Raw genomic sequence first — 20,267 nt, forward strand, 5'->3', positions numbered from 1 at the left:
TCGCTTACCAAGTGCCGGGCCTATGCCCCAGGTGGTCGGGCGGTTCCAGCAAGGAGGAGCTCCCGCAGAATGCTGCGCAGGCCATGAACCTGGTCGATGAGGTTCAGAACGATCCCTATGCCTTCGTGGTTGACCCCGATCCCGTCTTTGAGGTCTCGGATGAGCCGGGCCCGCGCCACGTCCAGCTCGGAAAAAGCCAAGCCTCCTTGCCCCCGCTGAGGCAGGAGCCACCCTTCGTCGACCCACACCTGAACGGTTCTGGCGTCGACGTCCAGGCGCAGCTGGAACTCATCTAGGGTCAGCATCTACGCCTCCATGTGATCCCGCGGATTGTAGGACGATCCGGCAGCCCACCGCTCCGCAAACGCTTCAAGCTCCGGATCCGGACGGTCGGGCAGGACGACCTTCAGGATGGCGTGTAGGTCGCCTCGCGTCCCGTCGGGCCGTGGCACGCCCTTGCCCTTCAGCCGCAGGATGCGGCCCGTGTTGCTGCCTTTCGGAACGGTGACCATGACGGGCCCGGTCGGCGTCGGGATTTGAATGCGGCCTCCGAGGACGGCTTCGCGGAGGGAAACCGGCACTTCGAGGCGGATGTCGTCGTCCTGGCGCGTGAAGAGCCGGTGCGGACCGACATGCATCTCGATCAAGGCGTCGCCGGGCGGACCGCCACCAATGCCCGGCTCTCCCTTGCCGGCGAGGCGCACCACCTGGCCGTCGCGAACGCCGGCCGGAATGACGATGTCGAGTGACTGGCCATCGGGTAGGACTACGGTCTTGCGCGCGCCGTTCACCGCTTCGAGGAAGTCGATGGCCAAGCGAAAGCGAATGTCCTGCCCTGGCCTCGCGAAGCGGGTTCGTGCGCCGCGGCGAAGCAGTTCCGACAGGATGTCCTGATCCATGAAATCCGCGAAGCCGGCGTCGGAGGTGTAGGACGGCCCCGCGTCCTCCGCCGCGAAGTCGCGGTAGTACCGCCGCCGTGGCCGCTCGGCGCCCGACGCGTCGATCTCACCCCGGTCGAAACGAGCGCGCTTTTCAGGGTCGCTGAGCAGGTCGTAGGCGGCTGAAACTGCCTTGAAGCGGTCCTCGGCCGTCCGGTCTCCGGGGTTCAGATCCGGGTGGTACTTTTTGGCCAGTTTCCGGTAGGCCTTTTGGATCTCTTCTGCAGACGCATTGGGCTTCACGCCAAGCAATTCGTAAGGGGACTCGGCCACGACCTCCCTCCATTCAACCGAGCGTTACATGTCCTAGCAAACGCGCCACGCGTACCTGACGCAGGTGCAAAACGCGGATGCGCCGGTCCGGATCCGTCCACGCGAAGAAGCCTGACCATCCATCTTCCAAGCGGATTCCTGCTCGTGCTCTGTCGCTTCCTTCGTCCGCGAAGCGTCAGTTTGCAGTCGGGGTGACTCGGTGTCGGGTCAGGCAGGCTGTCCAATGAGCGCCTCAGAGGCGATAGGAGCCTCATGCTGTCGATCAGCAGCCAGCTCGCGCTTGTTGATGATTTTGACGGGCTGTAGCGTGTGGGCACTCGCAATCCGTCTCCTGCCAAAGCGTTTTTACACGACCAAGACCCGTTGCAGACGTCCGATGTTTGGTCGTGGGGACGCCACCAATCCAGTAGCTCCAGGGAGACGCAAGATCGTCCTCCACCCAGTCATGGAGCCAGACCACACCGCCTGACAGGGTGTCCGTCGCCAAGTGCCGAAGTGACCGAGCTGCTGCGGGCTTCTCATCGGCGCCTCCGACATACTCGAAGATGACCGGGGCCCACCATCGTTCACGGGGATGACGCACCACATCGTCGGGTGACGCGAACACTGACGCGGGGGGCACCAGGTCGCGATCTAGGTCGGGCAGGTCACGGACTTCGCGGCGACGAGCGTTGGCATAGAGCTAAGGCAACCAGATGATGGCACCTTGGACGGAGGGACGGAGGCCTCGGCTCTCATCTCATACCCCGTCAACTGTGGCTGTAGTCCAGCGCCCGGAGGGCATCGAGGATGTCGTCGATCACGACAACGGCGCCTGACCCGGGGATCTGCCGCCATCCGGGTCGGCCTTCGACCGAACAGGCATCCGACGCCCATTCGGCAAGCAAGGCCCGCTTCTCGCCTCGCGACAGGAGGGCATGCCCGAGCACCTGGTGCGGATGCGTGAAAGAGTGACTGGGCCTGTGATGGGGACACGTCAGCTCGCTCGCGATGTCGTCTCTGAACGTTTGTTGCATTGATCCCTCCTGAGTTCTGCAAACGGTCCGGCCTCGGGCAGGGGGCGCCCGAGGCTATGTGCGGCTGGCTCGCTTACGCGGCCTTGGTCTTCTGCGGTTCGTGCTCGATTTGCTTTGCGTTGTCTTGCGCCATCACAGGCTGAGTGTTTGTGGCGATCTCGATCCGGCGGGGCTTCAGGGCCTCGGGCACCTCGCGCACGAGATCGACCGTGAGCAGCCCGTTCACTAGGCTCGCCCCCGTCACCTTCACGTGGTCGGCGAGGTTGAACGTCTGCTTGAAGGCGCGGGTGGCGATGCCGCGATGCAGGTACTGCTTGTCGTCCTCGGCACCCTTGTGTCCGGTCACCAACAGAGTGCTCTCGTGCTGGGTGAGCTCGATCTCGTCAGGGGAGAAGCCTGCTACCGCCATGATGATCCGGTAATGGTCATCACCAGCCTTCTCGATGTTGTAAGGCGGCCAGTTGGTCATGGGCTCGACCCGGGCGGTCTGGTCGAGCATGTCGAACAGGCGGTCGAAGCCGACCGTGGAACGGTACAGGGGGGAAATGTCGAAGGTTCTCATAGCCACATCCTCTTGAGAGCAACATGGATCCGAGAGCGCCAGACACCGCCGGCGCCCGTGTGCCAAGCTCATCTGAGCCTTGGCGACCAACGATTTGGGAATGGGATTTTACGTCGTCAAGCCCGTCGAGCCCGCCAACACAGCGCGGTCAGCCGTCCTAAATCCTGCGAGCCCTCAGACATGTTTCGCGGCTCGACCGCGATGCGGCTGGGGCTGGATCGTCCCAGGTTGGCCGGGCCTTCTGGGGGAGTTTGGTCGGTGCGCGCATATATCTGGGAATCGCGCTCGAGGAGCATCAGGTAGCGGTCAGGATGGTCTGTCCCCCAAGCACGCCTTGGAGGAATTCGCCCGCAAAGACGAGATCCTTGCGTCCGAACTAGCATCGGTTGCCGCCGAGCTGGAGCGGCAGGGCCAGCCCGGGGTCGCTACCATGCTTCAAAGGGCAAGCCACCGCTACAGGATCTCCAGCGCAAAGAACCGCATCCTTGCGATGGCGCTGGATCAGGGGCATGGCCATCCAGAAACCAACATTCCAATCTCACGTCCTCGACAGTAGTAGCGGAGGACGCGAGGTGAGGCCGGGGTGCCGTCTACTTGCGCCTGTCGTTGTCGTACACGTTGGTGCGGCCCGTGGCCGTCCCAGAGGTGGCTGAGGTACCGGTCGCGGCTGTCGTAGTGGTCCGTGACCGCCCGCGCATGAAATACCAGACGAGACCGGCAATGATCGCCAAGCCGATGATAATCCACAACCAGGAGACGCCGCCGCCACCGGTTGTTGCGGGCGCGCCGGGCGAGCCGGACGTGGCAGGCGGTGTGGCCTGGGCGAGGGCAGCGCTTACTCCAGCCAGCGTCACGATCATCGAAGCGTAGAGCCTGTTGAGCATCATGTTCCTCTCTCGGCCACAGGGGCTACGGATCAACGTTGGCCGCAAGCCCGCGTTCCTCTGACCGCAAGGGCTTGGATACTTCAGCCCTTGCGGCTGATCTGGCCGCTCAGACCCAGTGGCCGGAGACCTCCTGCTCCGTCGGTAGGCGACCGTGGGGCGTAAACTGGTCGACCGCGTCGGGCAGTTCCTCCGACAGTTCGGATAGGAGTTGCTGGCGCGGCAGCCCGGAACGGGGAGGGAAGCCCGGCTGAGCCGGGCTTCCTCATGTTGTCAGCGATCTCGATCGCTCGGGTTGCCCGTGGTTCCAGTGCGCGAGACAGTGTTGCCACGCTCATCCTCCACATCGACCTCGGTCTTACGGACAGTGTCGGAGATGGTCTCGGTCCGCTGCTCGGCTTCTTTGCGGACCACCACTTCTTCGACCACGCGCGCTTCCTTCGAGACAACCGCCTCTTCAGCCCGCTCCTCGACCTCGATGGTGCGTTCCTGGAACGGATCACCGGCAAGAGTGCCAGCCTGCGTGGTGCCGGACACCGGACGGCGCTCCACAGCAACGCGCTCCTCGCGCAGGGTAACTTGCTCCTGCACCGGACGCTCGACCACACGCGAATGCAGGCGCACGCGGCCGCGGTTCACCTCGCGCTTGCCGACATGCAGTTCCTCCTCGGCAACGGGGATAACCTCGTCCGCACGATCGGAGGTGGTGGAGGCGCGACCCGTCAGGCCGGCTCCGGTGCTGCTGCCGGTCGTGGTGCTGGCGCCCGTCCAGCCTTCGGACCGCCAGGTGTTCTCGCGCTCGTCGAAGTCCACGGTACCCTCATCATCGAGGATGTCGACGATCCGGTCCACGTCGGCCTCAGAGGCACGGACAGTCACCAGGGCGCCACCCCGGCGGATGCCCTCGGCGTAGGCATGCGCATCGTTCTCATCCACACCCGCATCGACCAAAGCTCCCGCGATGCCGCCCACGGCTGCACCGGCGCCGGCGCCCACAAGCGTGGACACCAGCCACCCTGCCGCGACAACGGGGCCGAGACCCGGGATCGCCAGCATGCCGAGGCCGGCCAGAAGGCCTGCGCCGCCGCCCGCCAGTGTGCCGACCGTAGCACCTGTGCCGGCGCCGTCGCTGACGTCGTCATGATGGTTCGTGCCGTCGAAGGTGCGAGTGGCGTGCGACGAGTAGCGGTCGCCCTCGTTGCTGGCGACAAGGCTGATGTCGCGATGCGGGATCCCGGCGGATTCCAGTCGGCGAACAGCCTCGGACGCATCCTCGTAATTGTCGAAGAACGCCGTGATGGTCTTGCTGGTCATGATCGGTTCACTTCCTCGGTTGGGGGCCACCGTTCGGCAGCGTCCCGGTTGTTAGATGAGTTGTAGAAGTCACGTCCGGCTTACTGGGCCTGTACGGTGCCCTTGTAGTCGACGGCTACGCTGACGGACTTGCCGTCCCGCTCCGCCTTGCCGCGCCAGATGCCCTGATCGTCCTTGCGCAGCTCCGCGACGTTCCTGAAGCCCTGCGCCTCGATACGGGAGCGCGCCTGTTCTTCCGTGAAGCTGTTGGAGCCAGGCTCGACCGTGCCGGTGGACTGCGGGCTGTCCGCAGGCTTGTGGGTGACGGCCGGATTGGACGCACCGCTGTTTGTCGGTTGTGCGGTTGAGGATCCGGTGCCTTGGGTATTCGTCGATTGGGCAACGGCAGCCGTGGCGAGGGTGGACAGAACGGCGAGTGTTGCGAAGCCGAGGCGTCTCAAGGTGCTTCTCCTATGTGTCAAACACGTAGGAGCTCAATGTGCGACCACAGCAACGGTTCCTAACGCTAGGCTTGCGGACGGAAGCTGTTCCTGCGGGGAGCCGCTTCATGAGCCTCTTTGGCGCCGGGAACTCCCATTCCGGGCATCCGTTGGTTGTCGCTTACCCTGAGAGGATCGATGGCTGACCCAGTCCCGAACCCGAACACGACGGATGACCACGAGCCGATGCCTGTCCTTGATGATGTTCTGAAGGGCAGCGCACGCACCGTAGCCGAGGACGTCATCCCGCTGGTTGAGGAGACCGCCACCATCAGCAAGCGGCAGGTCGTCCCCGGACGTGTGCGCGTGCGGACGATCACCGACACCGTTGAGGAACTCGCTCACGCGGACGTGCAGCGCGAGGACGTGGAGGTCACTCGGGTGCCCATCGGCAGGACGGTCGAGATGGCCCCAGAGGTCCGAACAGAGGGCGACGTGACCATCGTCCCGGTGCTGGAGGAGGTGCTCGTGGTCGAGAAGCGCCTCGTGCTTAAGGAGGAGTTGCACATCCGGCGCCGTGTTGCCGCTGAGACCGTCGAGGTGCCGGTCACCCTGCGCAAGCAGCGCGCAGTCGTGGAGCGGCTCGCCCCCGATGCGTCAGACCCCGACAAGGAAGCGAGGTCATGAGCTCCGGTCCCGTGACAGGACCCTCCACTCGAAGACCCGTCACGGCCTTTTTCCGCCGCCGCGCCGATGCCGAGGAGGCCGCCGGCCGCCTTGCGGCCGACGGCATCGCGCAAGACCGCGTCCGCCTCACAGAAGGGAATGGCGAGCGCAGCCTGCAACCCTCCGAGAGTGTGCGCCCGCTGCCTTTTCCTGAGGCAAGCGCCAAGCTATGGGCGTCCTTGCGCCACCTGTTCCTGCCTTGGGCGAACCATGACACGAGCCTGGATGACCCGCAGTGGGACGGATGCCTCGTATCCGTGAGCCCGAGCGATGCCGACCACGAGCTGATCGTCGCCATCCTGGGCAATAAGGGCGTGATCGAGGCTGCAGAGCATGGAAACGTGGCGGTTTTCCCGAATAAGAAACCCTAGAAGAACGAGTGGGGGCTGGGGTCCGAGAGATGATGGGGAGCGGTCCGGATCGCCCGGACTATGCCTCACCTTACTTCCGGCCGGTCCGAGCCGCCCCCCTCCGCCATTCTATGGAGCATGTCATCGGGCAGCGGGCGCTGCAGCTTGAGCGCCTCCTCGACCGGCGCGGTGAGCCAAGTCGCGTACTCCTCCGGGGTAGTGAGGATCACCGGCATGGCCTTCGAGTGGGCCGGCGCGACGACGGCGTTCGGTTCCGAGGTGAGGAAAGAACAGAGCAGGTGCTCGCCCTCGACCGGCTCGGCCTTGGTGCCGCGCACGCCCATCCACAGCCGCCAGATGCCGGTGGGCCGTATTGGCCGGGAATGGCATGGCGGGGCCTTCGCTCGGACGCCCAACAGGCCGCTACGCTAAGCCCCCGTTACGAACTCGCTCACCTTTGCAACAAGGCATTGGAAGACCCTAGAACAATGACGCCGGTGGCTGATTTGCACGACGCCCCTCCGCCACAAGCCAAGTCCCAAACCGCTCCGCCGCGGGATGGGTGGCAAGGGAGGGACGTAGGTAGGTGAAGCGACTCGTAAGAGGCTTGAAGCCCCATGGCGCGATCAGCCGGCCATTTTCGATGTCGGCCTGCGCAAAGGCCCAAGCCGTAATCGCAATGCCAAGGCCGCTTGCGACCGCTTCCAGCATGTAGGAGTTGTGCTCGAAGGAACGCTCAGCTGATGGCGGCGGGAGTTTGAGGCCAGCATCTCCGGCCCATTGGTCCCACCCCTGGGGGAAGGTCTCGCTATGCAGCCGCGGCAGGCGAAGGATCTGCATCGGCGCTTCCCTTGCTGCCTCAAAAAGGGCCGGCGACAACACGGGGCCAAATGCATGGTCGAGAAAGGGCGTCGCTTGTACCCCAGGCGGGGCGGCACTCCTGTGCAGCCGGATCGCGGCCTGAACGCCGCTCCGGCCGAACTCCGGCGGCCCACTGTCTTCGAGGATCCTGACCTGAACCTCCGGGTTCGCCTCGACGAAATGCGCCAAGCGCGGGATGAGCCACTTCATCGCGAACGTGCCAGGTGACGAGATGACGAGTTCCTCGCTCGCTGCGGCTCCGGGCAGCCCTGCAGAGATCTGGTCGAACGCCGCTGAGAGGCTGGCGGCGAGTTCACGCCCTGCCGGTGTCAAAGAGAGGTTGTGCCGCGGCCCTGTCAGCAGTTCGGCGCCTAACTGTTGTTCGAGTGCCTTGATCTGACGACTCACAGCGCCATGCGTCACGGACAATTCCTCGGCCGCGCGCACCATCGAGCCGGCCCGGGCGAACGCCTCGAAAGCCTGCAGACCTTTCAACGAAGGAAGGCGACGTCTGCCCATGTGACTCCAGCTCACAGCCTAAGGCGGCTTAATCGATTGCCGGGCCACCGGCAAGGACAATAGAACTCGTGATCATGCGTGCCGTCTCATCAGGGGAACTCGGTTCATGGCCAGCTTTGTCGAACGCTTTACTGATCTCGCCATTCATCGATCGCCGCTCTGCTTGGGCCTCGACCCGTCGGAGGAATTGCTGAGGCTCTGGGGTTTAGAGAATGATGCCGAGGGTTTGCGCAGGTTTTGCGGGAGCGTCTTGGAGGCGGCGGATGATCTCGTCGCGGTCATCAAACCGCAGACGGGGTTTTTCGAACGCTTTGGGCCCGAAGGCTTGAACGAACTCGCTGTCGCGACGGCGCAGATCCGAAGCCAGGGATCGCTTTGCCTGATCGACGCCAAGCGAGGCGACGTCGCCGGAACGATGAAGGGTTACGCATCCGCCATGCTCGGCGCTGGAAGCGGTTTTGGTGGTGACGCGGTGACGGTGAGCGCCTATCTCGGGTTCGGAGCGCTGTTGCCGGTGTTCGATCGCGCGATCGCCTTGGGAGCGGGCGTGTTCGTGGTGGTGCATTCCTCGAACCCGGAAGGGCGTCTGCTCCAGGATGCTCGTCACCCGGATGGCCGCACAGTGGCGGAAGCCCTGGCCGACGACATCACCACCTTCAACGCGAACCAGGGGGCCGGTATCGGTGTGCTGGGCGCCGTGGTTGGTGCAACGATTGATCCGGCGGCGACGGCCATCATCGATCGTCTGCCGCAATCTCTGATCCTCGCACCGGGCGTCGGAGCGCAGGGGGCCGAAATGGCCGAGGTGGGTCCTAAGTTTCGCAGCGCTCAGGGACGGGTCCTACCTTCGGTATCTCGCGCGATCCTTCGCCATGGGCCAAGTCCTGTCGCCCTGCGCGATGCGATCGAGCGTTACCGCGAGGCGGCTTGGTCAGCGTGGGATGCCGGATCTTCCCTGGCGGCGTCGCGAGGGCATGCGCGCACAGCAGTAGTTCGTCGATGAACAAGTGCCCGGCTGTTCGCGCCAGCAAGGACGGCTTTCAAATCATCACGCATGACGGGGATTCACTTCCGTGTCAGGAGAATAGAGGCTATGTCAATGGACGAAATCCCGGCTCTCCTTCCCCGTGCGCGCGGCCACCAGTTCGTCCTCTATGGCGACGCCTGCTCCGGCGTGCCGGGTGCCCTGCATGAGACGACCTTCGCCTCTGTCAACGCGGTAATTCAACGGCTCCAGCCGCAGCCGGAGTTCATCCTCTTCCCGGGCGACGAGATCATCGGCCTCACGGCAGACGCTGACGTGCTGCGGGCGCAATGGCGGCATTGGCTCGACCATGAGATGGGCTGGCTCGACCGCCGCGCCATCCCGCTCTGGCACACCACCGGAAATCATACAGCCTACGACGTGATGAGCGAGGACGTGTTCCGCGAGGTGCTTGACCTGCCCCGGAACGGACCGCCCGGGCAGGAGGGGCTGTCCTACTGGATCCGTCGCGGCGGCCTGCTCCTGGTCTTCGTCCATACCCTCTGGACCGGGTTGGGCGGGGAGGGCCACGTCGAGACCGAGTGGCTCGAGAGCGTGCTGCGCCAGCACGCGGACGCCCGGCACAAGCTGGTTCTGGGCCACCATCCCGTCTTTCCCGTCAACGGCTTCTCCGGACCCTATCAGCGCGAGATCGGCCCGGAGCATGCCGGCCGCTTCTGGGACCTCCTGGTGGAGGCGGACGTGCTCGCCTACCTGTGCAGCCACATCCTGGCCTTCGACGTGCAGGTGCACCGGGGCGTGCTCCAGATCTGTACCGCAGGAGCGGGGACGTCCCATCGCATGCCCGAAGGCGTCGAGTACCTCCACTGCGTCCAGGCGGCTCTCGACGATCACGGTTTGCGCTATCAGGTCCTCGACACGGACGGGGTCGCGCGTGAGCGCCTGGAATGGCCGATGGCACCGCTCTCCGCCGAACGGTGGCGGGACCTTGCCAGGGGAGAGGGCCCTGCACCTGTCACTGGACAACTGAGCCCGGGCCGCAGGATCGAGCTCCGCTTCCGAGGACGCACGGCAGCCGACACGGTCAGCTCGGCGCAGACGCTACTTTCCGCCTTCTCGCGCGGAAGCATCGCGCCCGTATGGATCGGCTTGCAGGGACCACGGCAGACCCTGACCCTGATTATGGGGCGCGAGCCGGGCCGGAGCCCGCACTACTGGATCGGTCCCAGCGTTCCGGCCGGCCAGGACTTCGACATTCATCTCGCGATCAACCCCGACATGGGCCCGGGCGGTGTCCTGTATCGGCCTTGGGATGAGGAGCGATGGACCTCGCTATCGGCGGCATCCCCGACAGGGCTGGAGACGCTGCTTTGGCCGGACCGGTGGAGCGCCGGGCATGGGCAGCATGGCGGCGAGGACCGGCCTTTCGCCGGACCAGAGCTGATGGTTTCAGTCTTGATCGGGTAAGGGTTCGCTGGGATGACGACGGCACCAAGGGGAAGATTTCGATGCGCTCAGGCATGATGGACGAGGTGGCGACGATCCTGCGGCACGCCGCTGCCGAGGCCATCGTGCCGCGCTATCGGAAGCTGCTGGAAGGCGACGTTGAGGAGAAGACACCTGGCGAGGTCGTCACGGTCGCCGATCGCGAGGCCGAGCAGATCATCAGCCCCAGGTTGGCAGCGCTCCTGTCTGGATCCCGCGTCGTCGGCGAGGAGGCCGTCGCCGCGAATCCGTCGCTGATGGACGGGCTCGACGAAGGTCGTGTCTGGCTGGTCGACCCGCTCGACGGGACCGCCAACTTCGTGGCAGGCTCGACTGCCTTCTCTGTGATGGTCGCGCTCCTGCAAGATGGCCGGACGATGGCCTCGTGGCTCCTGGACCCGGTCAGCGGCCAGCTGTCGGTCGCTTCCCGCGGCGATGGAGCCTTCATCGGCGGCGTGCGGGTTCGTGCGTCGACGGCATCCCTGTCCGCCCAAGAATGCCGCGGCTCCGTGCTCACGCGGTTCTTGCCGGAGGAGCTCAAGGAGCAGGTGAAGCTGGGTTCGGCTGGTCTTGCGGAGGTGCTGCCCGGAGCCAAATGCGCCGGCGTCGACTATCCCTCGATCGTCAAGGGTACCCAGAACTTCCTGATGTTCTGGCGTCTCCTGCCCTGGGACCATGCCCCCGGCGCTTTCCTCGTCGAAGAGGCCGGAGGGCACGTCGCCCGCCTCGACGGGTCGGAGTACCGGCCGTCAGATCAGCGGCCCGGCCTGCTCATCGGCCAGAACCGCGAGGTCTGGGATGTCGTCAGGCGCACCCTCTTGAATGGGCGAGGCGAGTGAGTTGTCCTTTCAGGAGGGACAGGGCTTTTCAGAGGGACAGCGCATAAACTGTCACTTGCGCGCCCCAGCCCGAATCGAGCGGCCCGCGCGACCTGTCCGGCTCACCACGCCAATGTCTCGCGCCGAACCTTCAGGGCCTGCGCCGGGACGTAGGCGAGCCGGCGGTGCCAGTCGCACCAACTTGACCCTTCAGGCGTCGGGGCTCTTACATGACGGCATCCATGGCACGGCGGGGCGGATCAGCGAAAGGCCCGGGTCGCGTCGCGAGTGAAGGCACCTCATCCGGCTGTTCCCGGATCTCGGCGGGGAGTTCAGCCGAATGGACTGCAGGTGATGCCCGTCTGAAATTGGACGCCTGGAATAGCACAGGTCCGCGATGGGAACCCGTACGCGCTGGTGCGTGTTCGCCTCCTGTGAACCTGAGCGGGATTGGGGGGGTAAGACGTCGATGTCTGATAGAGATAGCCGTGGCCGTCCCATCCCTGCAGCGCTGACGTACTCGCAGCGCGAGAGCATCCGTATGTTGGGGATCGCGTTGCGCAAGCTCTACAAGAGCTATCTGAAGGAACCCCCGCCGGAGCGGTTCCTCCCCCTAATAGCGAAGCTCAGTGAGGCCGACCGGCGGTCATTTTTGGCTAACGACGCATAGGGGTGGTTCACGATCCGGGCTCATCCAAACGCTTCGCCGACAATCGCAGTGAGCTGGGCCGAACGATAAGGCTTGGCCAGGAAGCGGCCATGGTCGGGGATCTCGGCGTCCCGGAATGTCGTGTGACCGGACGTGACGAAGGGCCGGATGTCAGGCCAACGTTCAGCAACCAACGTGACTAAGGCCATGCCGTCCATCGATCCTGGCATGTGAATGTCGGTGAATAGGGCCGCGATCTCGTGCGCTCGAGCTTCCAGAAGCCTGAGCGCCGCATCGGCGTTGCCAGCCTCCAAAACCTCGAAGCCAGCCTCTTCCAGCATGTCGACCGCGTTCATGCGGATAATCGGTTCGTCCTCGACGACAAGGACATAGCGCGGAGCGGAATCAGTCTCGGACATGATAGACACAAAGCTCTTCTCTGGGAGAAGGTTCCTGGCTCATGCGGCGACGCCTCAGACGGAGGTGGCGGCCAGGCTGTCGAGCGGAGCCGTGATGGTGCACACCACGCCGGTCGGCTCGTAGCTGAGCTTGACGTCGCCCCCGATGTCGCCCGGCAAACCGCGCGTGATCAGCCGCGATCCGAAGCCTTTGCGGTTGGGCTCGACAACCTTCGGGCCTCCATGTTCCGACCAACGCAGGGCCAGGCAGGCTGGCGTTTCGTCGGTCACGGTCCAGACCAGATCGACGTAGCCGTGCTCGTTGGACAGCGCACCGTACTTGACTGCGTTCGTGGCGAGCTCGTGCAGGATCAGCGCCAGGGACAAGGCCGCCTGCGGGCTGAGGCGCACGTGCGGGCCTCGGATGCGCAACCTCTCCGGCTCCGAGGCGCGGTGAGCCTCCAGCACGCTGTGAATCAGGGCCCCGATCTCGGCTTCCTCCGAGCTTTTGCTGATAAGAAGGTCCTGCGCCTTGCCCAGCGCGACCAGCCGCGCCGCCAGTGTCTCGCGGGCCACATCCATGGACGGAGAGTTGCGCAGGGTATGGGAGGCGATCGCCTGGACCATGGTCAGCACGTTCTTCAGACGATGGCCAAGCTCATGATGGACCACCTCGAGTTCCTGCTCCGCCCGCTTGCGGCTGGTGATGTCGAGCATCGCGCTGATCATACGAATGGGCTGGCCGGCCGCATCCCGCACCATATAGCCGCGGTCGAGGACCGTCGCGTAGTGGCCGGAGGCACACCGGAAGCGATACTCGTGGCTCCATTCATCCCCGTTGCCGGCGATCACGGCACGGATGTGGTTCTCGACCTCTTGAAGGTCATCGGGATGAATCTGGGCGATCCACCACTCGCCGGTCGGCTCGATCTCATGCGGGTTGTAGCCGTAGGCGGTGTAGAGAGCTTCGTTCCATTGGACGTGGTTGCGGACCAGGTCCCAGTCCCAGATCGCATCGTTGGTGGCGCGGGTCACGAGGCTGTAGCGCTCGACCGTCTCGCGCAAGGCGGCTTCCGCGTGCCTGCGATCCGTCGCGTCCCGCGAGATCGCCAGCAGCCTTTCCGGCCGGCCGTCGGAGCCGGCGATCGGCGTCACCTGCACGTCCCACCAGCGCGGCGTGCCCTTCAGGGTTTTCGCCGAGCCGGTAAAGCGTCCGGTGCCTCCAGCCTTGGCCGCCGCCAAAGCCTCCTTGGCTGCGGCAGCGCCGTCATCCTCCCAGAGGCTTGCCCATGAACGGCCCCGGATAGCGGAGAAGTCTTCCACCTCCATGCCCCGCAAGCCGCCCGCGTTCATGAACTCGATCCGCCCGTCGAGGTCGAGGACCTTGATGCAGTCGCCCGAACTGTCCAGAACCCCGCGCAGGAAGGCTTCGCTCTGGCGGGTCTTCTCCTCGGCCAGCTTCTGCTCGGTGCGGTCGCGCAGGATCTTGAGGTAACCCTCGATCGTGCCGCTGGCGTCGTCGATCAGCGGCATCAGGGAGCCGTTGGCCCAGAAGCGTTCGCCGCCCTTCCGGACGTGCCAGCGCTCGTCGGACGCCCGACCGTAGTCGCGCGCGATGGCCATCTCCTTGGCCGGAGCGTCCGCGTCCTGATCCTCAGGGGTGAAGAACAGGCTGGCGTTCTGCCCGAGCGCCTCGGCCTCGGACCAGCCCAGGACCTGCTCGGCCCCGCTGTTCCACTCGGTGATCCGCCCCTCGAGGTCGAGGGTGATGATGGCGTAATCGGTCGCGCTCTCGAGCAGGCTCTCAAGGAAACGCTCGCGATCCGACTGGAGCAGCTTACGAAGCAAACGGGTCGGCATTGGGAATCATGGATGACGGAGCTTCTGATGGTTGGGGTTGGGGGTCAGCTCCGTCGATCCCGTGGACGTCCTTGCATTCCTGGACCTGCAGCAGCCTCAGGGCAGCGCGAATGACCTCGCTGTTGTTCTGGTAGCGGCCGGACGCGACGCGACCGGCGACGAAGCGTTCGAGTTCGGGGGTGAGCGAGACGTTCATGGATTTGCGAATCGGCATGGAACAAACCATGGCCATATCGGCATCCCTGTGTCAAAGGCTGTTACAGCCCGGCGGGTGCAGAATTGTCGCAGGAGATAGCTCGGCACTACGGATAGCCGATAGAGGCGTCGAGGTTGGGCGCGCCTCGTCTGCCTTCGACGAACCGTCAGGCCGTAACCTGACGAGCCAAGGGGCGGAGGACCTGCGGATCTTTGATTGCCTCGATGCGGTTCCGGCCATTGGCCTTGGCCAAGTAGAGCGCGTGATCCGCTGACCGCAGCGCCTCCTCTACGGACAAGGCGCTCGTCCAAGCAGCGAGGCCTGCGCTGATGGTGACCGGTCCGGCGATCAGATGCTCCTTGGCGCAGATGACTTGGCGTATCCGCTCCGCCAGCTGGACGCCGTCGCTCAGGGATGTGTTCGGAGCAGCGATCACGAACTCCTCTCCTCCCCAGCGACCGACTAAGTCGCCTGGGCGCAGCTGGCTTGTGATGGATGAGGCGACCCATCGGAGCACCTCATCGCCAGCATAGTGTCCGAACCGATCGTTCACGCTCTTGAAGTAGTCGACGTCCAACAGGACCAGCACCGTGGAGTGCGCCGGATCCGCCTGGATCCGGCGAAATGCCGCTTCCATGCCTCTCCGGTTGGCGACTCCCGTGAGCGGATCGGTGTGGGCGGAGCTTTCCATTACTGCCGCCTTCACGCGGGCCTGCTCGAACTGGGCGTGAAGCACCGTAAAGAAGGACAGCGATAGGATGACCAGAAGGTGCACAGCACCCGCATTGATCAGGAGCGCACCGAGCTCGAGCGACCAGAAGCCCGGCCCTTTGAGGAGCAAGGTCAGGCACGACGGAACGACGGACGCGAGGAAGACGCCGCCGCTCAGGACAATGGCATGGCGCTGCTGAAAGAGCACGAATGCCGCGACATAGATCAAGGGCATCCATTGTAGTGTGTTGGCGACGATGTACAGGTTGTTCTGCGCTTGTAGCAGCGTGAACGTGGTGATTGCGGCGACAAAGTACAGCGAGGCCCCGAAGTAGCATCCCAGGAGCGCCAGGGAGAACCTCTTCGGAAACAGGCGCAGGATCACCAAGCTGCAGATGAAGACCAGCATGAGCGCTGGATACGCATAGCGGTCGAACTCGGCGATGATGCCGGTCGCGGTCTCGAACCACCACAAGGAACCGACGCACAGCAACCCTCCTGCAGCCAACAGGCTGAGAACCGAGCGTCGTCTTTTGTGAAGAGGACCGTCCATACGGTGTTCGGCAACGACTTACTTGCGAGCGGCCATGAGATCGTGGGTGAGGACAGTAAGCTTGCCGATCAGAGATGCCATGTCGCTGGGATCGCATGACCACTGGGTACCGATGGCCGATCCATCGGAGGACACGGACACGACGGCGAGCGAGCGCAGCTTGCCCTCACGGGCGAGCCGCAGATGCTCCTGCAGCAGGTCGATCATCGATGCGGTGTTCTCATCGACGGGAAGCGTGTTGACGGATCGGAGCTTAGCCACCGATCCACGTTGATTGACTTGCTTATCGCTCATGGTGCACCCCTCAACAGTTCGTAGGCTCTTGCGGCCTTCTAGATGACGATGCGCACTAGACATGAACCAAGTGTCAACACTAGGCCGATACAGCGAAAACATTGGCCGTGTCGTATTTCGACAACAGGACGTAGCTAACCTTGGCCGATACCTTGGCAGTTGCGTCCGTGGGGATCCTTTAGGGGCGTGTCGCAGCAACCGACACCTGCACGGCGCTGAGTATAAATGGATGATGACTGGTACGAAGGCCCATGCAGCAGGACAGGGTTCAACGTTATGAGGAATCAGGCTCCGCCGGATCTCGGACTGCCCGAGGACCGCATGCCGGAGGCCGAGGTCTCCCTGCGGCTGGCCCAGTTCATCCTGTCGCTTCCCGGCTCCGGAGCGATGGCCAGCGTCGCGATCGATAGGGCCAGCATCAAGGTCCGCGAGGCCGTCGCCTTTGACATCGGCCGCTTGATGGTGGTCCCTGGATGGGAGCCGATCAAGGAGCCGCAGGTCGGCCGGAACCCCTGGACCGGCGCTTACCGGCGCGGGGACAAGACCATACGGGTGCACTCGCGGCCGGGCGAGGGTGACGTGGTCGCCACGGTCGACGGCCGCCGGATCATCGCGGAATGCACGAAGGGCCCGCTGGTCCGCACGGCTGGACGCACAGAGCACTCGCTTCTCACGACGGCGCTTGGCCAGGCGCTCCTGTTCGACGTTTCCGCCGACGACATTGTGGTCGTCGCGGTGCCGGACACGCCGGTGTTCCGCACGCTTGCGGAGACATGGCGGGAGCGCCCGCTCGTCAGACGGGCCGGTGTCAAGGTCGCACTGGTGGCGCGCGACGGCGCGGTCTCCGGCCTGGGCCTTTGATGGCCGTGCCTCGCAGAATTGCATTGCGTGTGGACTTCGCTCTTGGCAGCACTACAGCGCGATCGAGCCAGCGATGTCGCGCCAGCTGACCTCTTAGGCACAAGGTTTTGGAGTCGCCTGCGTATGGCCTAACGGAAAGAAGCCAGCTCGACCAGCGCCCGGTACTCCGGTGAACTCAATCGCCTGGTCCGAGACCTTAACCTCGGCAGGCGGGTCCGTGTTCTCGACGATGATGACTTGCCGGTCTGCGGGGAGCGCGTCCAGGAACGCGTAGAAGCGCGTGTTCAGGTCCGTCTTGCTCAAGTCGTCCGCAGGCCCTTCAGGCTCCCGGTAGGAAAGCAGCGGCGAATCCAAAACAACGAATCCGGGATGAGGCGTGCCGTTCCGGCGGCAAAACTCCAAGAGTCCGATGGTGAAGGCCGCTTGCGTGATCGCCCGCAGCCCTTTGCCATAGGACGTGCGGTTCTTGCCGTTGATGACAAGATCGCGCGTCCGAAGGTCAAAATGGACCCGGTCGGCGTGGGGGAACTTCCAATCCGTGAGGATCTCAAGGATGAGCGTGGCGAACTTGTCTACAGTCGAGGTGGAGAGATCTACGTCCGAGACGTTCCCGCTGCCGCTCATACCGCCGTTCTCGGCCTCAAGCCTGGTTCTACGCTCCTCGAGATCCTTTAGGGATTGGTAAATGCTCAGCGCTTCGCGGACTTCACCACGCTTGTCGGCGAGCTGACGGTATGACGTCCGGAGCTGGCGGAGGTTCGGCGCTAGCATGCTCTCGACCTGCTCCGACAATTTGGCAATCGCCTCCTCAATTTTGGGCAGCCGCCGTTGAAAGCTAACGGCCTCCTTCTGAAGGTCGGCAACCGTATCCTTCAGCTCGGTCTGCCGAACCTCGATCTTCGCGATCTCTGCGCTTGCTGCGGAGACGGCCGCGTCGACGTCACCGTCGCACGCCTCGGCGCGGCGATGATGCTCGGGGGCCGCGCCGCAGAGGGGGCAGCTTGCTTCGCCGAGCGCCGAGAAGAGGCTTCCCGCCTCCTGGATGCCTCGCAGCCGCTCGATGTCGGAGCTGTAATGGGTGTCGAGCAGTACGAAGCGGCTGACAGTGCTGTTCATCTCGGCGAGCCGGTTATTGCCTTCCTCCAACCTCTTGAGGAGCTCGCGCCGCCGGTTGGCCGCTTCCCGGAACTGGGCCTCCGAGACAGCGAGCTGCTCCGAGTGGGCGTACATCGTCTTGTCGAGGCGGCCGAGTTGGCTCTCCAATTCAGCCGGAGGCCCGGCCAGCTCCTTCACTCGACCACGATACTCGGTAATGAGTTGGTCGAGGAGGTCGATCTGGGCGTCGCGCGATTGCTCCTCAGGAGTGCGTCGGGAGGCCGATGCCAGGGCGGAATCGTCGACGCCCGTGAGCAGCAGCTTGAACAATGCGGTGTTGGGCGTATCGGCGACGTAGTTGCCATCCGATAGGGGCGACCGCTTCTGGATGATTTCCTCCTCGTTGATGATGAGGAGGCGCGCAAGGTTTCGGATGCTCAGGCTTTGCGTGTCGTTCCGCTTGTTCTTTCGCAGGCGCTTGTGGTCGAGGCCGACCTTCGCGAGCAGAAAGGTTGAGAGATTGTCGTCGCGCCTTTCGTTATGCTGTTCGGCGAGTTCGACGGCTTCTTCTGTGTCCGGTACGGCGTCGACGTGCAGCCCATCGAAAACCTTGAAAGGACCCCCTTCCGTGCTCCTGACGAGCGTGAACGTTTCCCCGTCCATTGTCTCGATGCCGAGCAGCACGCGATTGTAGCCGACGCGCTCCGGGATGTCCCGTAGAGGTCCTTTCCCGCCCAACATGAAGTCGACCGTGTCAACGATGAAGGATTTGCCGGTGTCTGACGCACCGTAGATCACGTTGAGCCCCGGACCGAATGTGACGGTCGCCGGGTCTCGGGAGGGACCGATGAAGGTCAGATGCCGGAGACGCAAGCCCTGTGCCGTCATTGCTCGGCCCCTAAGCTGCGCTCGACGGCTTGGAATTCAACCACCCAGCTTTCGAAGAGTTCGTCCATAAGCGCTCGGAACTGGACGTCATTGAACCCTTCAAGGTATCTGACGAGCCAACTGGCGCGCATCTTCAGTTCCCGCAGGTAAGAGGATTGCAAGGAATCGAGGAAGAGCGATGCCGTCTCCCCAGCCCTATACCGAATCCCGGTCGTCTGCACGTCACGGGTGACGAGGTCACGGGTCATCATGAGCATGAGGGCGCTTTGTATGACCTTGCGGCGGACCTCGGTCATCGGAGCTTGTATGGGAGCTGGCGGATGAAGATCGGCAGGGCCGCCGAGCTGTTGCGTATGCACGAGCAGATAATCATACGCCGTAAGCCGTTCGATGTCGAAGGCCTGCGGAAAGGCTGCGCCCAAGATCGCGACCAGACGGACGCCTGCCTCTAGGGGGCCATTGAAGGTGAGGGCGCTTCGCGGGCCCGCTACTTCGTCCATTTCAGGCGATCCTCGTTGGCGAGCTGATGGCAGATGCCGCGCCGGTCGCGAGGGAACGTGCAGGAGGCGAGGGGGTGCGCCTCGATCTGCAGAGCCTGCGCCACCTCGGTGACAGCCATGACGCGGTGGTATCCGTCCAGATGGTCCTTGTCGTGGGTGTCTACCACACCTTCGTAAATCTCTTCTTGCAGGCTCTCGAAGGTCCCGGGCTCGACCTTGTCTCGGAAAAAGACCCGTAATGCTTCGGCCCCATAGAAGGATTCGCGCTGCCGCTGAAAATGCTTGTCCAGCTTGTCCCACTTCTTAAGTCCAGCGACGTCGGCCAGGGCCTCCTTTGTGTGATCCGCATAGGCTTCAAGCAGCCGTCCGACATACACGCTCTCGTGAGACCCGATCTCGTCGGGGGCTCCCTCGGCTTTCGGTCGTGCGGGCAAGCCGCCTCCGAAGCGGCCGATGAAATATGGCGACTGTCGATGCTGTTCGATGATTTCGCGGACGGAAACGGGCTTGAAGATCGAGAAGTCGAACCGATCGACGTAGGCGGCAAAGTCGCCCTCGAGCAGGATCGGCTGGGTTGTAGTAATCGCGTCCTTGACGTTCTTGTCCCAGGCTTTGAGCAAAGCCGGCTTCAGCGTCGACGGATTGGCCAAATACTGCGTTAGCGAAGTCCCGGTGCCTCTGGGAGCGACGAAGTAGTACGCGCGCGGAGGCTTATAGTGTCCGTTGAACGAGTGCCATAGGATCTTGCCGATTTCAGGCCATGCGACGGCGGGCGGAATGGGCTTGTCATAGTGCTTGCACTGGTAGTTGTCCCATACCCCATCGAGGAACTGCTCGTCGGCAAAGCCGGCGATGTCGATCCCGCGGTCGTTTGCACCCGTGAACCGGAGGACTTTCAGGTATTCTGACTTCAAGCAATGCGAAACCCACTCGTCGATGAATGTCTCCCATTCGGAAGCCGAATAGGTCACGACACGAACGAGAGGCTCGATCGGTGGCCCGCTCTGGACATGAGCTGCGGTCAGAACTGTCTTTGCCCCCTTCGGAACAGCTATCTCTTTTAGTTCGTCCATTACGCTTCGGCCGACTGCGCGACGCCCCTCATGCCGTAC

The 20,267-nt window shown here is 63.9% G+C and carries 24 protein-coding genes; 6 read left to right on the plus strand and 18 right to left on the minus strand.

Annotation, left to right across the window (positions count from 1 at the left end):
• Positions 1–20 precede the first annotated feature (20 nt).
• The 8 genes from H0S73_RS23110 to H0S73_RS23140 all read right to left on the minus strand — a co-directional run bounded on the left by H0S73_RS23110 (position 21) and on the right by H0S73_RS23140 (position 5,427).
• A complete protein-coding gene (locus tag H0S73_RS23110; protein ID WP_181054572.1) occupies positions 21–305 on the minus strand; it encodes a MerR family transcriptional regulator in 285 nt (94 codons plus the stop codon).
• The gene (locus H0S73_RS23115) at positions 306–1,211 is read right to left on the minus strand and encodes a DnaJ C-terminal domain-containing protein (protein WP_181054573.1); all 906 of its coding nucleotides are present in this window, start codon (positions 1,209–1,211) and stop codon (positions 306–308) included.
• A 749-nt stretch (positions 1,212–1,960) separates the two neighbouring features.
• On the minus strand, positions 1,961–2,227 hold the full coding sequence (locus tag H0S73_RS23120; RefSeq protein ID WP_181054574.1) for a hypothetical protein: 267 nt from the start codon (positions 2,225–2,227) through the stop codon (positions 1,961–1,963).
• A 73-nt stretch (positions 2,228–2,300) separates the two neighbouring features.
• The gene (locus H0S73_RS23125; RefSeq protein ID WP_181054575.1) at positions 2,301–2,789 is read right to left on the minus strand and encodes an Hsp20 family protein; all 489 of its coding nucleotides are present in this window, start codon (positions 2,787–2,789) and stop codon (positions 2,301–2,303) included.
• A gap of 590 nt (positions 2,790–3,379) precedes the next feature.
• The gene (locus tag H0S73_RS23130) at positions 3,380–3,676 is read right to left on the minus strand and encodes a hypothetical protein (RefSeq protein ID WP_181054576.1); all 297 of its coding nucleotides are present in this window, start codon (positions 3,674–3,676) and stop codon (positions 3,380–3,382) included.
• Between the two features lie 106 nt (positions 3,677–3,782).
• Entirely contained in the window at positions 3,783–3,899 is a 117-nt protein-coding gene (locus tag H0S73_RS25940; RefSeq protein WP_343058489.1) for a YidB family protein, read from the minus strand.
• Between the two features lie 47 nt (positions 3,900–3,946).
• Complete coding sequence (locus H0S73_RS23135) at positions 3,947–4,987, minus strand: YsnF/AvaK domain-containing protein (RefSeq protein ID WP_246389374.1); 1,041 nt, start codon at positions 4,985–4,987, stop codon at positions 3,947–3,949.
• 80 nt (positions 4,988–5,067) lie between these two features.
• Positions 5,068–5,427, minus strand: a complete 360-nt coding sequence (locus H0S73_RS23140; RefSeq protein ID WP_181054577.1) for a PepSY domain-containing protein — start codon at positions 5,425–5,427, stop codon at positions 5,068–5,070.
• Between the two features lie 177 nt (positions 5,428–5,604).
• Between H0S73_RS23140 and H0S73_RS23145 the strand changes: the two genes are divergently transcribed.
• Positions 5,605–6,093: a YsnF/AvaK domain-containing protein gene (locus H0S73_RS23145; RefSeq protein WP_181054578.1), complete on the plus strand. Its 489-nt coding sequence runs from the start codon at positions 5,605–5,607 to the stop codon at positions 6,091–6,093.
• Positions 6,090–6,503 carry a hypothetical protein gene (locus H0S73_RS23150; protein ID WP_181054579.1) on the plus strand — a complete coding sequence of 138 codons (414 nt, stop codon included), beginning with the start codon at positions 6,090–6,092 and terminating at the stop codon, positions 6,501–6,503. The genes H0S73_RS23145 and H0S73_RS23150 overlap by 4 nt, the downstream gene beginning before the upstream one ends.
• Before the next feature lie 65 nt (positions 6,504–6,568).
• Here the strand turns inward: H0S73_RS23150 and H0S73_RS23155 are convergent, their stop codons facing one another.
• The gene (locus H0S73_RS23155; RefSeq protein WP_425488241.1) at positions 6,569–6,826 is read right to left on the minus strand and encodes an SOS response-associated peptidase family protein; all 258 of its coding nucleotides are present in this window, start codon (positions 6,824–6,826) and stop codon (positions 6,569–6,571) included.
• A 136-nt stretch (positions 6,827–6,962) separates the two neighbouring features.
• Complete coding sequence (locus H0S73_RS23160; RefSeq protein WP_181054580.1) at positions 6,963–7,862, minus strand: LysR substrate-binding domain-containing protein; 900 nt, start codon at positions 7,860–7,862, stop codon at positions 6,963–6,965.
• 106 nt (positions 7,863–7,968) lie between these two features.
• Here H0S73_RS23160 and pyrF point away from each other — a divergent pair, with 106 nt between their 5' ends.
• The 3 genes from pyrF (at position 7,969) to H0S73_RS23175 (ending at position 11,171) form a co-directional block, all read left to right on the plus strand.
• Positions 7,969–8,865, plus strand: a complete 897-nt coding sequence (pyrF, locus tag H0S73_RS23165) for an orotidine-5'-phosphate decarboxylase (protein ID WP_181054581.1) — start codon at positions 7,969–7,971, stop codon at positions 8,863–8,865.
• A 90-nt stretch (positions 8,866–8,955) separates the two neighbouring features.
• Positions 8,956–10,314 (plus strand): metallophosphoesterase family protein, encoded by a 1,359-nt coding sequence (locus H0S73_RS23170; protein ID WP_181054582.1) that lies wholly within the window; start codon positions 8,956–8,958, stop codon positions 10,312–10,314.
• Between the two features lie 41 nt (positions 10,315–10,355).
• Entirely contained in the window at positions 10,356–11,171 is an 816-nt protein-coding gene (locus tag H0S73_RS23175; protein ID WP_181054583.1) for an inositol monophosphatase family protein, read from the plus strand.
• Between the two features lie 669 nt (positions 11,172–11,840).
• On the opposite strand, the gene H0S73_RS23180 is transcribed toward H0S73_RS23175, so the two are convergent.
• The 5 genes from H0S73_RS23180 to H0S73_RS23200 all read right to left on the minus strand — a co-directional run bounded on the left by H0S73_RS23180 (position 11,841) and on the right by H0S73_RS23200 (position 15,811).
• Positions 11,841–12,218: a response regulator gene (locus tag H0S73_RS23180; RefSeq protein WP_181054584.1), complete on the minus strand. Its 378-nt coding sequence runs from the start codon at positions 12,216–12,218 to the stop codon at positions 11,841–11,843.
• A 54-nt stretch (positions 12,219–12,272) separates the two neighbouring features.
• Entirely contained in the window at positions 12,273–14,057 is a 1,785-nt protein-coding gene (locus H0S73_RS23185) for a PAS domain S-box protein (RefSeq protein WP_181054585.1), read from the minus strand.
• On the minus strand, positions 14,035–14,271 hold the full coding sequence (locus tag H0S73_RS23190) for a type II toxin-antitoxin system ParD family antitoxin (RefSeq protein WP_202050043.1): 237 nt from the start codon (positions 14,269–14,271) through the stop codon (positions 14,035–14,037). Before H0S73_RS23190 ends, H0S73_RS23185 begins: the two co-directional genes overlap by 23 nt.
• Positions 14,272–14,419: 148 nt before the next feature.
• Positions 14,420–15,517 (minus strand): GGDEF domain-containing protein, encoded by a 1,098-nt coding sequence (locus H0S73_RS23195; protein ID WP_181054586.1) that lies wholly within the window; start codon positions 15,515–15,517, stop codon positions 14,420–14,422.
• Positions 15,518–15,535: 18 nt separating this feature from the next.
• A complete protein-coding gene (locus H0S73_RS23200; protein ID WP_181054587.1) occupies positions 15,536–15,811 on the minus strand; it encodes a hypothetical protein in 276 nt (91 codons plus the stop codon).
• Positions 15,812–16,087: 276 nt separating this feature from the next.
• Here H0S73_RS23200 and H0S73_RS23205 point away from each other — a divergent pair, with 276 nt between their 5' ends.
• Positions 16,088–16,672: a hypothetical protein gene (locus H0S73_RS23205; RefSeq protein ID WP_181054588.1), complete on the plus strand. Its 585-nt coding sequence runs from the start codon at positions 16,088–16,090 to the stop codon at positions 16,670–16,672.
• Positions 16,673–16,765: 93 nt separating this feature from the next.
• Here H0S73_RS23205 and H0S73_RS23210 read toward each other — a convergent pair whose 3' ends face one another.
• Genes H0S73_RS23210 through H0S73_RS23220 form a run of 3 tightly spaced genes read right to left on the minus strand, consistent with a single transcriptional unit; the run spans position 16,766 to position 20,069 of the window.
• Positions 16,766–18,655, minus strand: a complete 1,890-nt coding sequence (locus tag H0S73_RS23210; RefSeq protein ID WP_181054589.1) for an AAA family ATPase — start codon at positions 18,653–18,655, stop codon at positions 16,766–16,768.
• A complete protein-coding gene (locus tag H0S73_RS23215; RefSeq protein WP_181054590.1) occupies positions 18,652–19,155 on the minus strand; it encodes an ABC-three component system middle component 2 in 504 nt (167 codons plus the stop codon). Before H0S73_RS23215 ends, H0S73_RS23210 begins: the two co-directional genes overlap by 4 nt.
• Positions 19,143–20,069 (minus strand): ABC-three component system protein, encoded by a 927-nt coding sequence (locus H0S73_RS23220; protein WP_246389376.1) that lies wholly within the window; start codon positions 20,067–20,069, stop codon positions 19,143–19,145. The genes H0S73_RS23215 and H0S73_RS23220 overlap by 13 nt, the downstream gene beginning before the upstream one ends.
• Positions 20,070–20,267: the final 198 nt, after the last annotated feature.

The organism is Microvirga mediterraneensis, assembly GCF_013520865.1.
GTDB lineage: Bacteria > Pseudomonadota > Alphaproteobacteria > Rhizobiales > Beijerinckiaceae > Microvirga > Microvirga mediterraneensis.

Coding starts and splice junctions, on each gene's coding strand:
- H0S73_RS23120 (WP_181054574.1), bottom strand. CDS start 2,227: ATGCAACAAACGTTCAGAGACGACATCGCGAGCGAGCTGACGTGTCCC.
- pyrF (WP_181054581.1), top strand. CDS start 7,969: ATGGCCAGCTTTGTCGAACGCTTTACTGATCTCGCCATTCATCGATCG.
- H0S73_RS23170 (WP_181054582.1), top strand. CDS start 8,956: ATGTCAATGGACGAAATCCCGGCTCTCCTTCCCCGTGCGCGCGGCCAC.
- H0S73_RS23160 (WP_181054580.1), bottom strand. CDS start 7,862: ATGGGCAGACGTCGCCTTCCTTCGTTGAAAGGTCTGCAGGCTTTCGAG.
- H0S73_RS23185 (WP_181054585.1), bottom strand. CDS start 14,057: ATGCCGACCCGTTTGCTTCGTAAGCTGCTCCAGTCGGATCGCGAGCGT.
- H0S73_RS23135 (WP_246389374.1), bottom strand. CDS start 4,987: ATGACCAGCAAGACCATCACGGCGTTCTTCGACAATTACGAGGATGCG.
- H0S73_RS23180 (WP_181054584.1), bottom strand. CDS start 12,218: ATGTCCGAGACTGATTCCGCTCCGCGCTATGTCCTTGTCGTCGAGGAC.
- H0S73_RS23155 (WP_425488241.1), bottom strand. CDS start 6,826: ATGGGCGTGCGCGGCACCAAGGCCGAGCCGGTCGAGGGCGAGCACCTG.
- H0S73_RS23195 (WP_181054586.1), bottom strand. CDS start 15,517: ATGGACGGTCCTCTTCACAAAAGACGACGCTCGGTTCTCAGCCTGTTG.
- H0S73_RS23150 (WP_181054579.1), top strand. CDS start 6,090: ATGAGCTCCGGTCCCGTGACAGGACCCTCCACTCGAAGACCCGTCACG.
- H0S73_RS23145 (WP_181054578.1), top strand. CDS start 5,605: ATGGCTGACCCAGTCCCGAACCCGAACACGACGGATGACCACGAGCCG.
- H0S73_RS23125 (WP_181054575.1), bottom strand. CDS start 2,789: ATGAGAACCTTCGACATTTCCCCCCTGTACCGTTCCACGGTCGGCTTC.
- H0S73_RS23110 (WP_181054572.1), bottom strand. CDS start 305: ATGCTGACCCTAGATGAGTTCCAGCTGCGCCTGGACGTCGACGCCAGA.
- H0S73_RS23200 (WP_181054587.1), bottom strand. CDS start 15,811: ATGAGCGATAAGCAAGTCAATCAACGTGGATCGGTGGCTAAGCTCCGA.
- H0S73_RS23190 (WP_202050043.1), bottom strand. CDS start 14,271: ATGCCGATTCGCAAATCCATGAACGTCTCGCTCACCCCCGAACTCGAA.
- H0S73_RS23215 (WP_181054590.1), bottom strand. CDS start 19,155: ATGGACGAAGTAGCGGGCCCGCGAAGCGCCCTCACCTTCAATGGCCCC.
- H0S73_RS23210 (WP_181054589.1), bottom strand. CDS start 18,655: ATGACGGCACAGGGCTTGCGTCTCCGGCATCTGACCTTCATCGGTCCC.
- H0S73_RS23130 (WP_181054576.1), bottom strand. CDS start 3,676: ATGATGCTCAACAGGCTCTACGCTTCGATGATCGTGACGCTGGCTGGA.
- H0S73_RS23205 (WP_181054588.1), top strand. CDS start 16,088: ATGAGGAATCAGGCTCCGCCGGATCTCGGACTGCCCGAGGACCGCATG.
- H0S73_RS23175 (WP_181054583.1), top strand. CDS start 10,356: ATGCGCTCAGGCATGATGGACGAGGTGGCGACGATCCTGCGGCACGCC.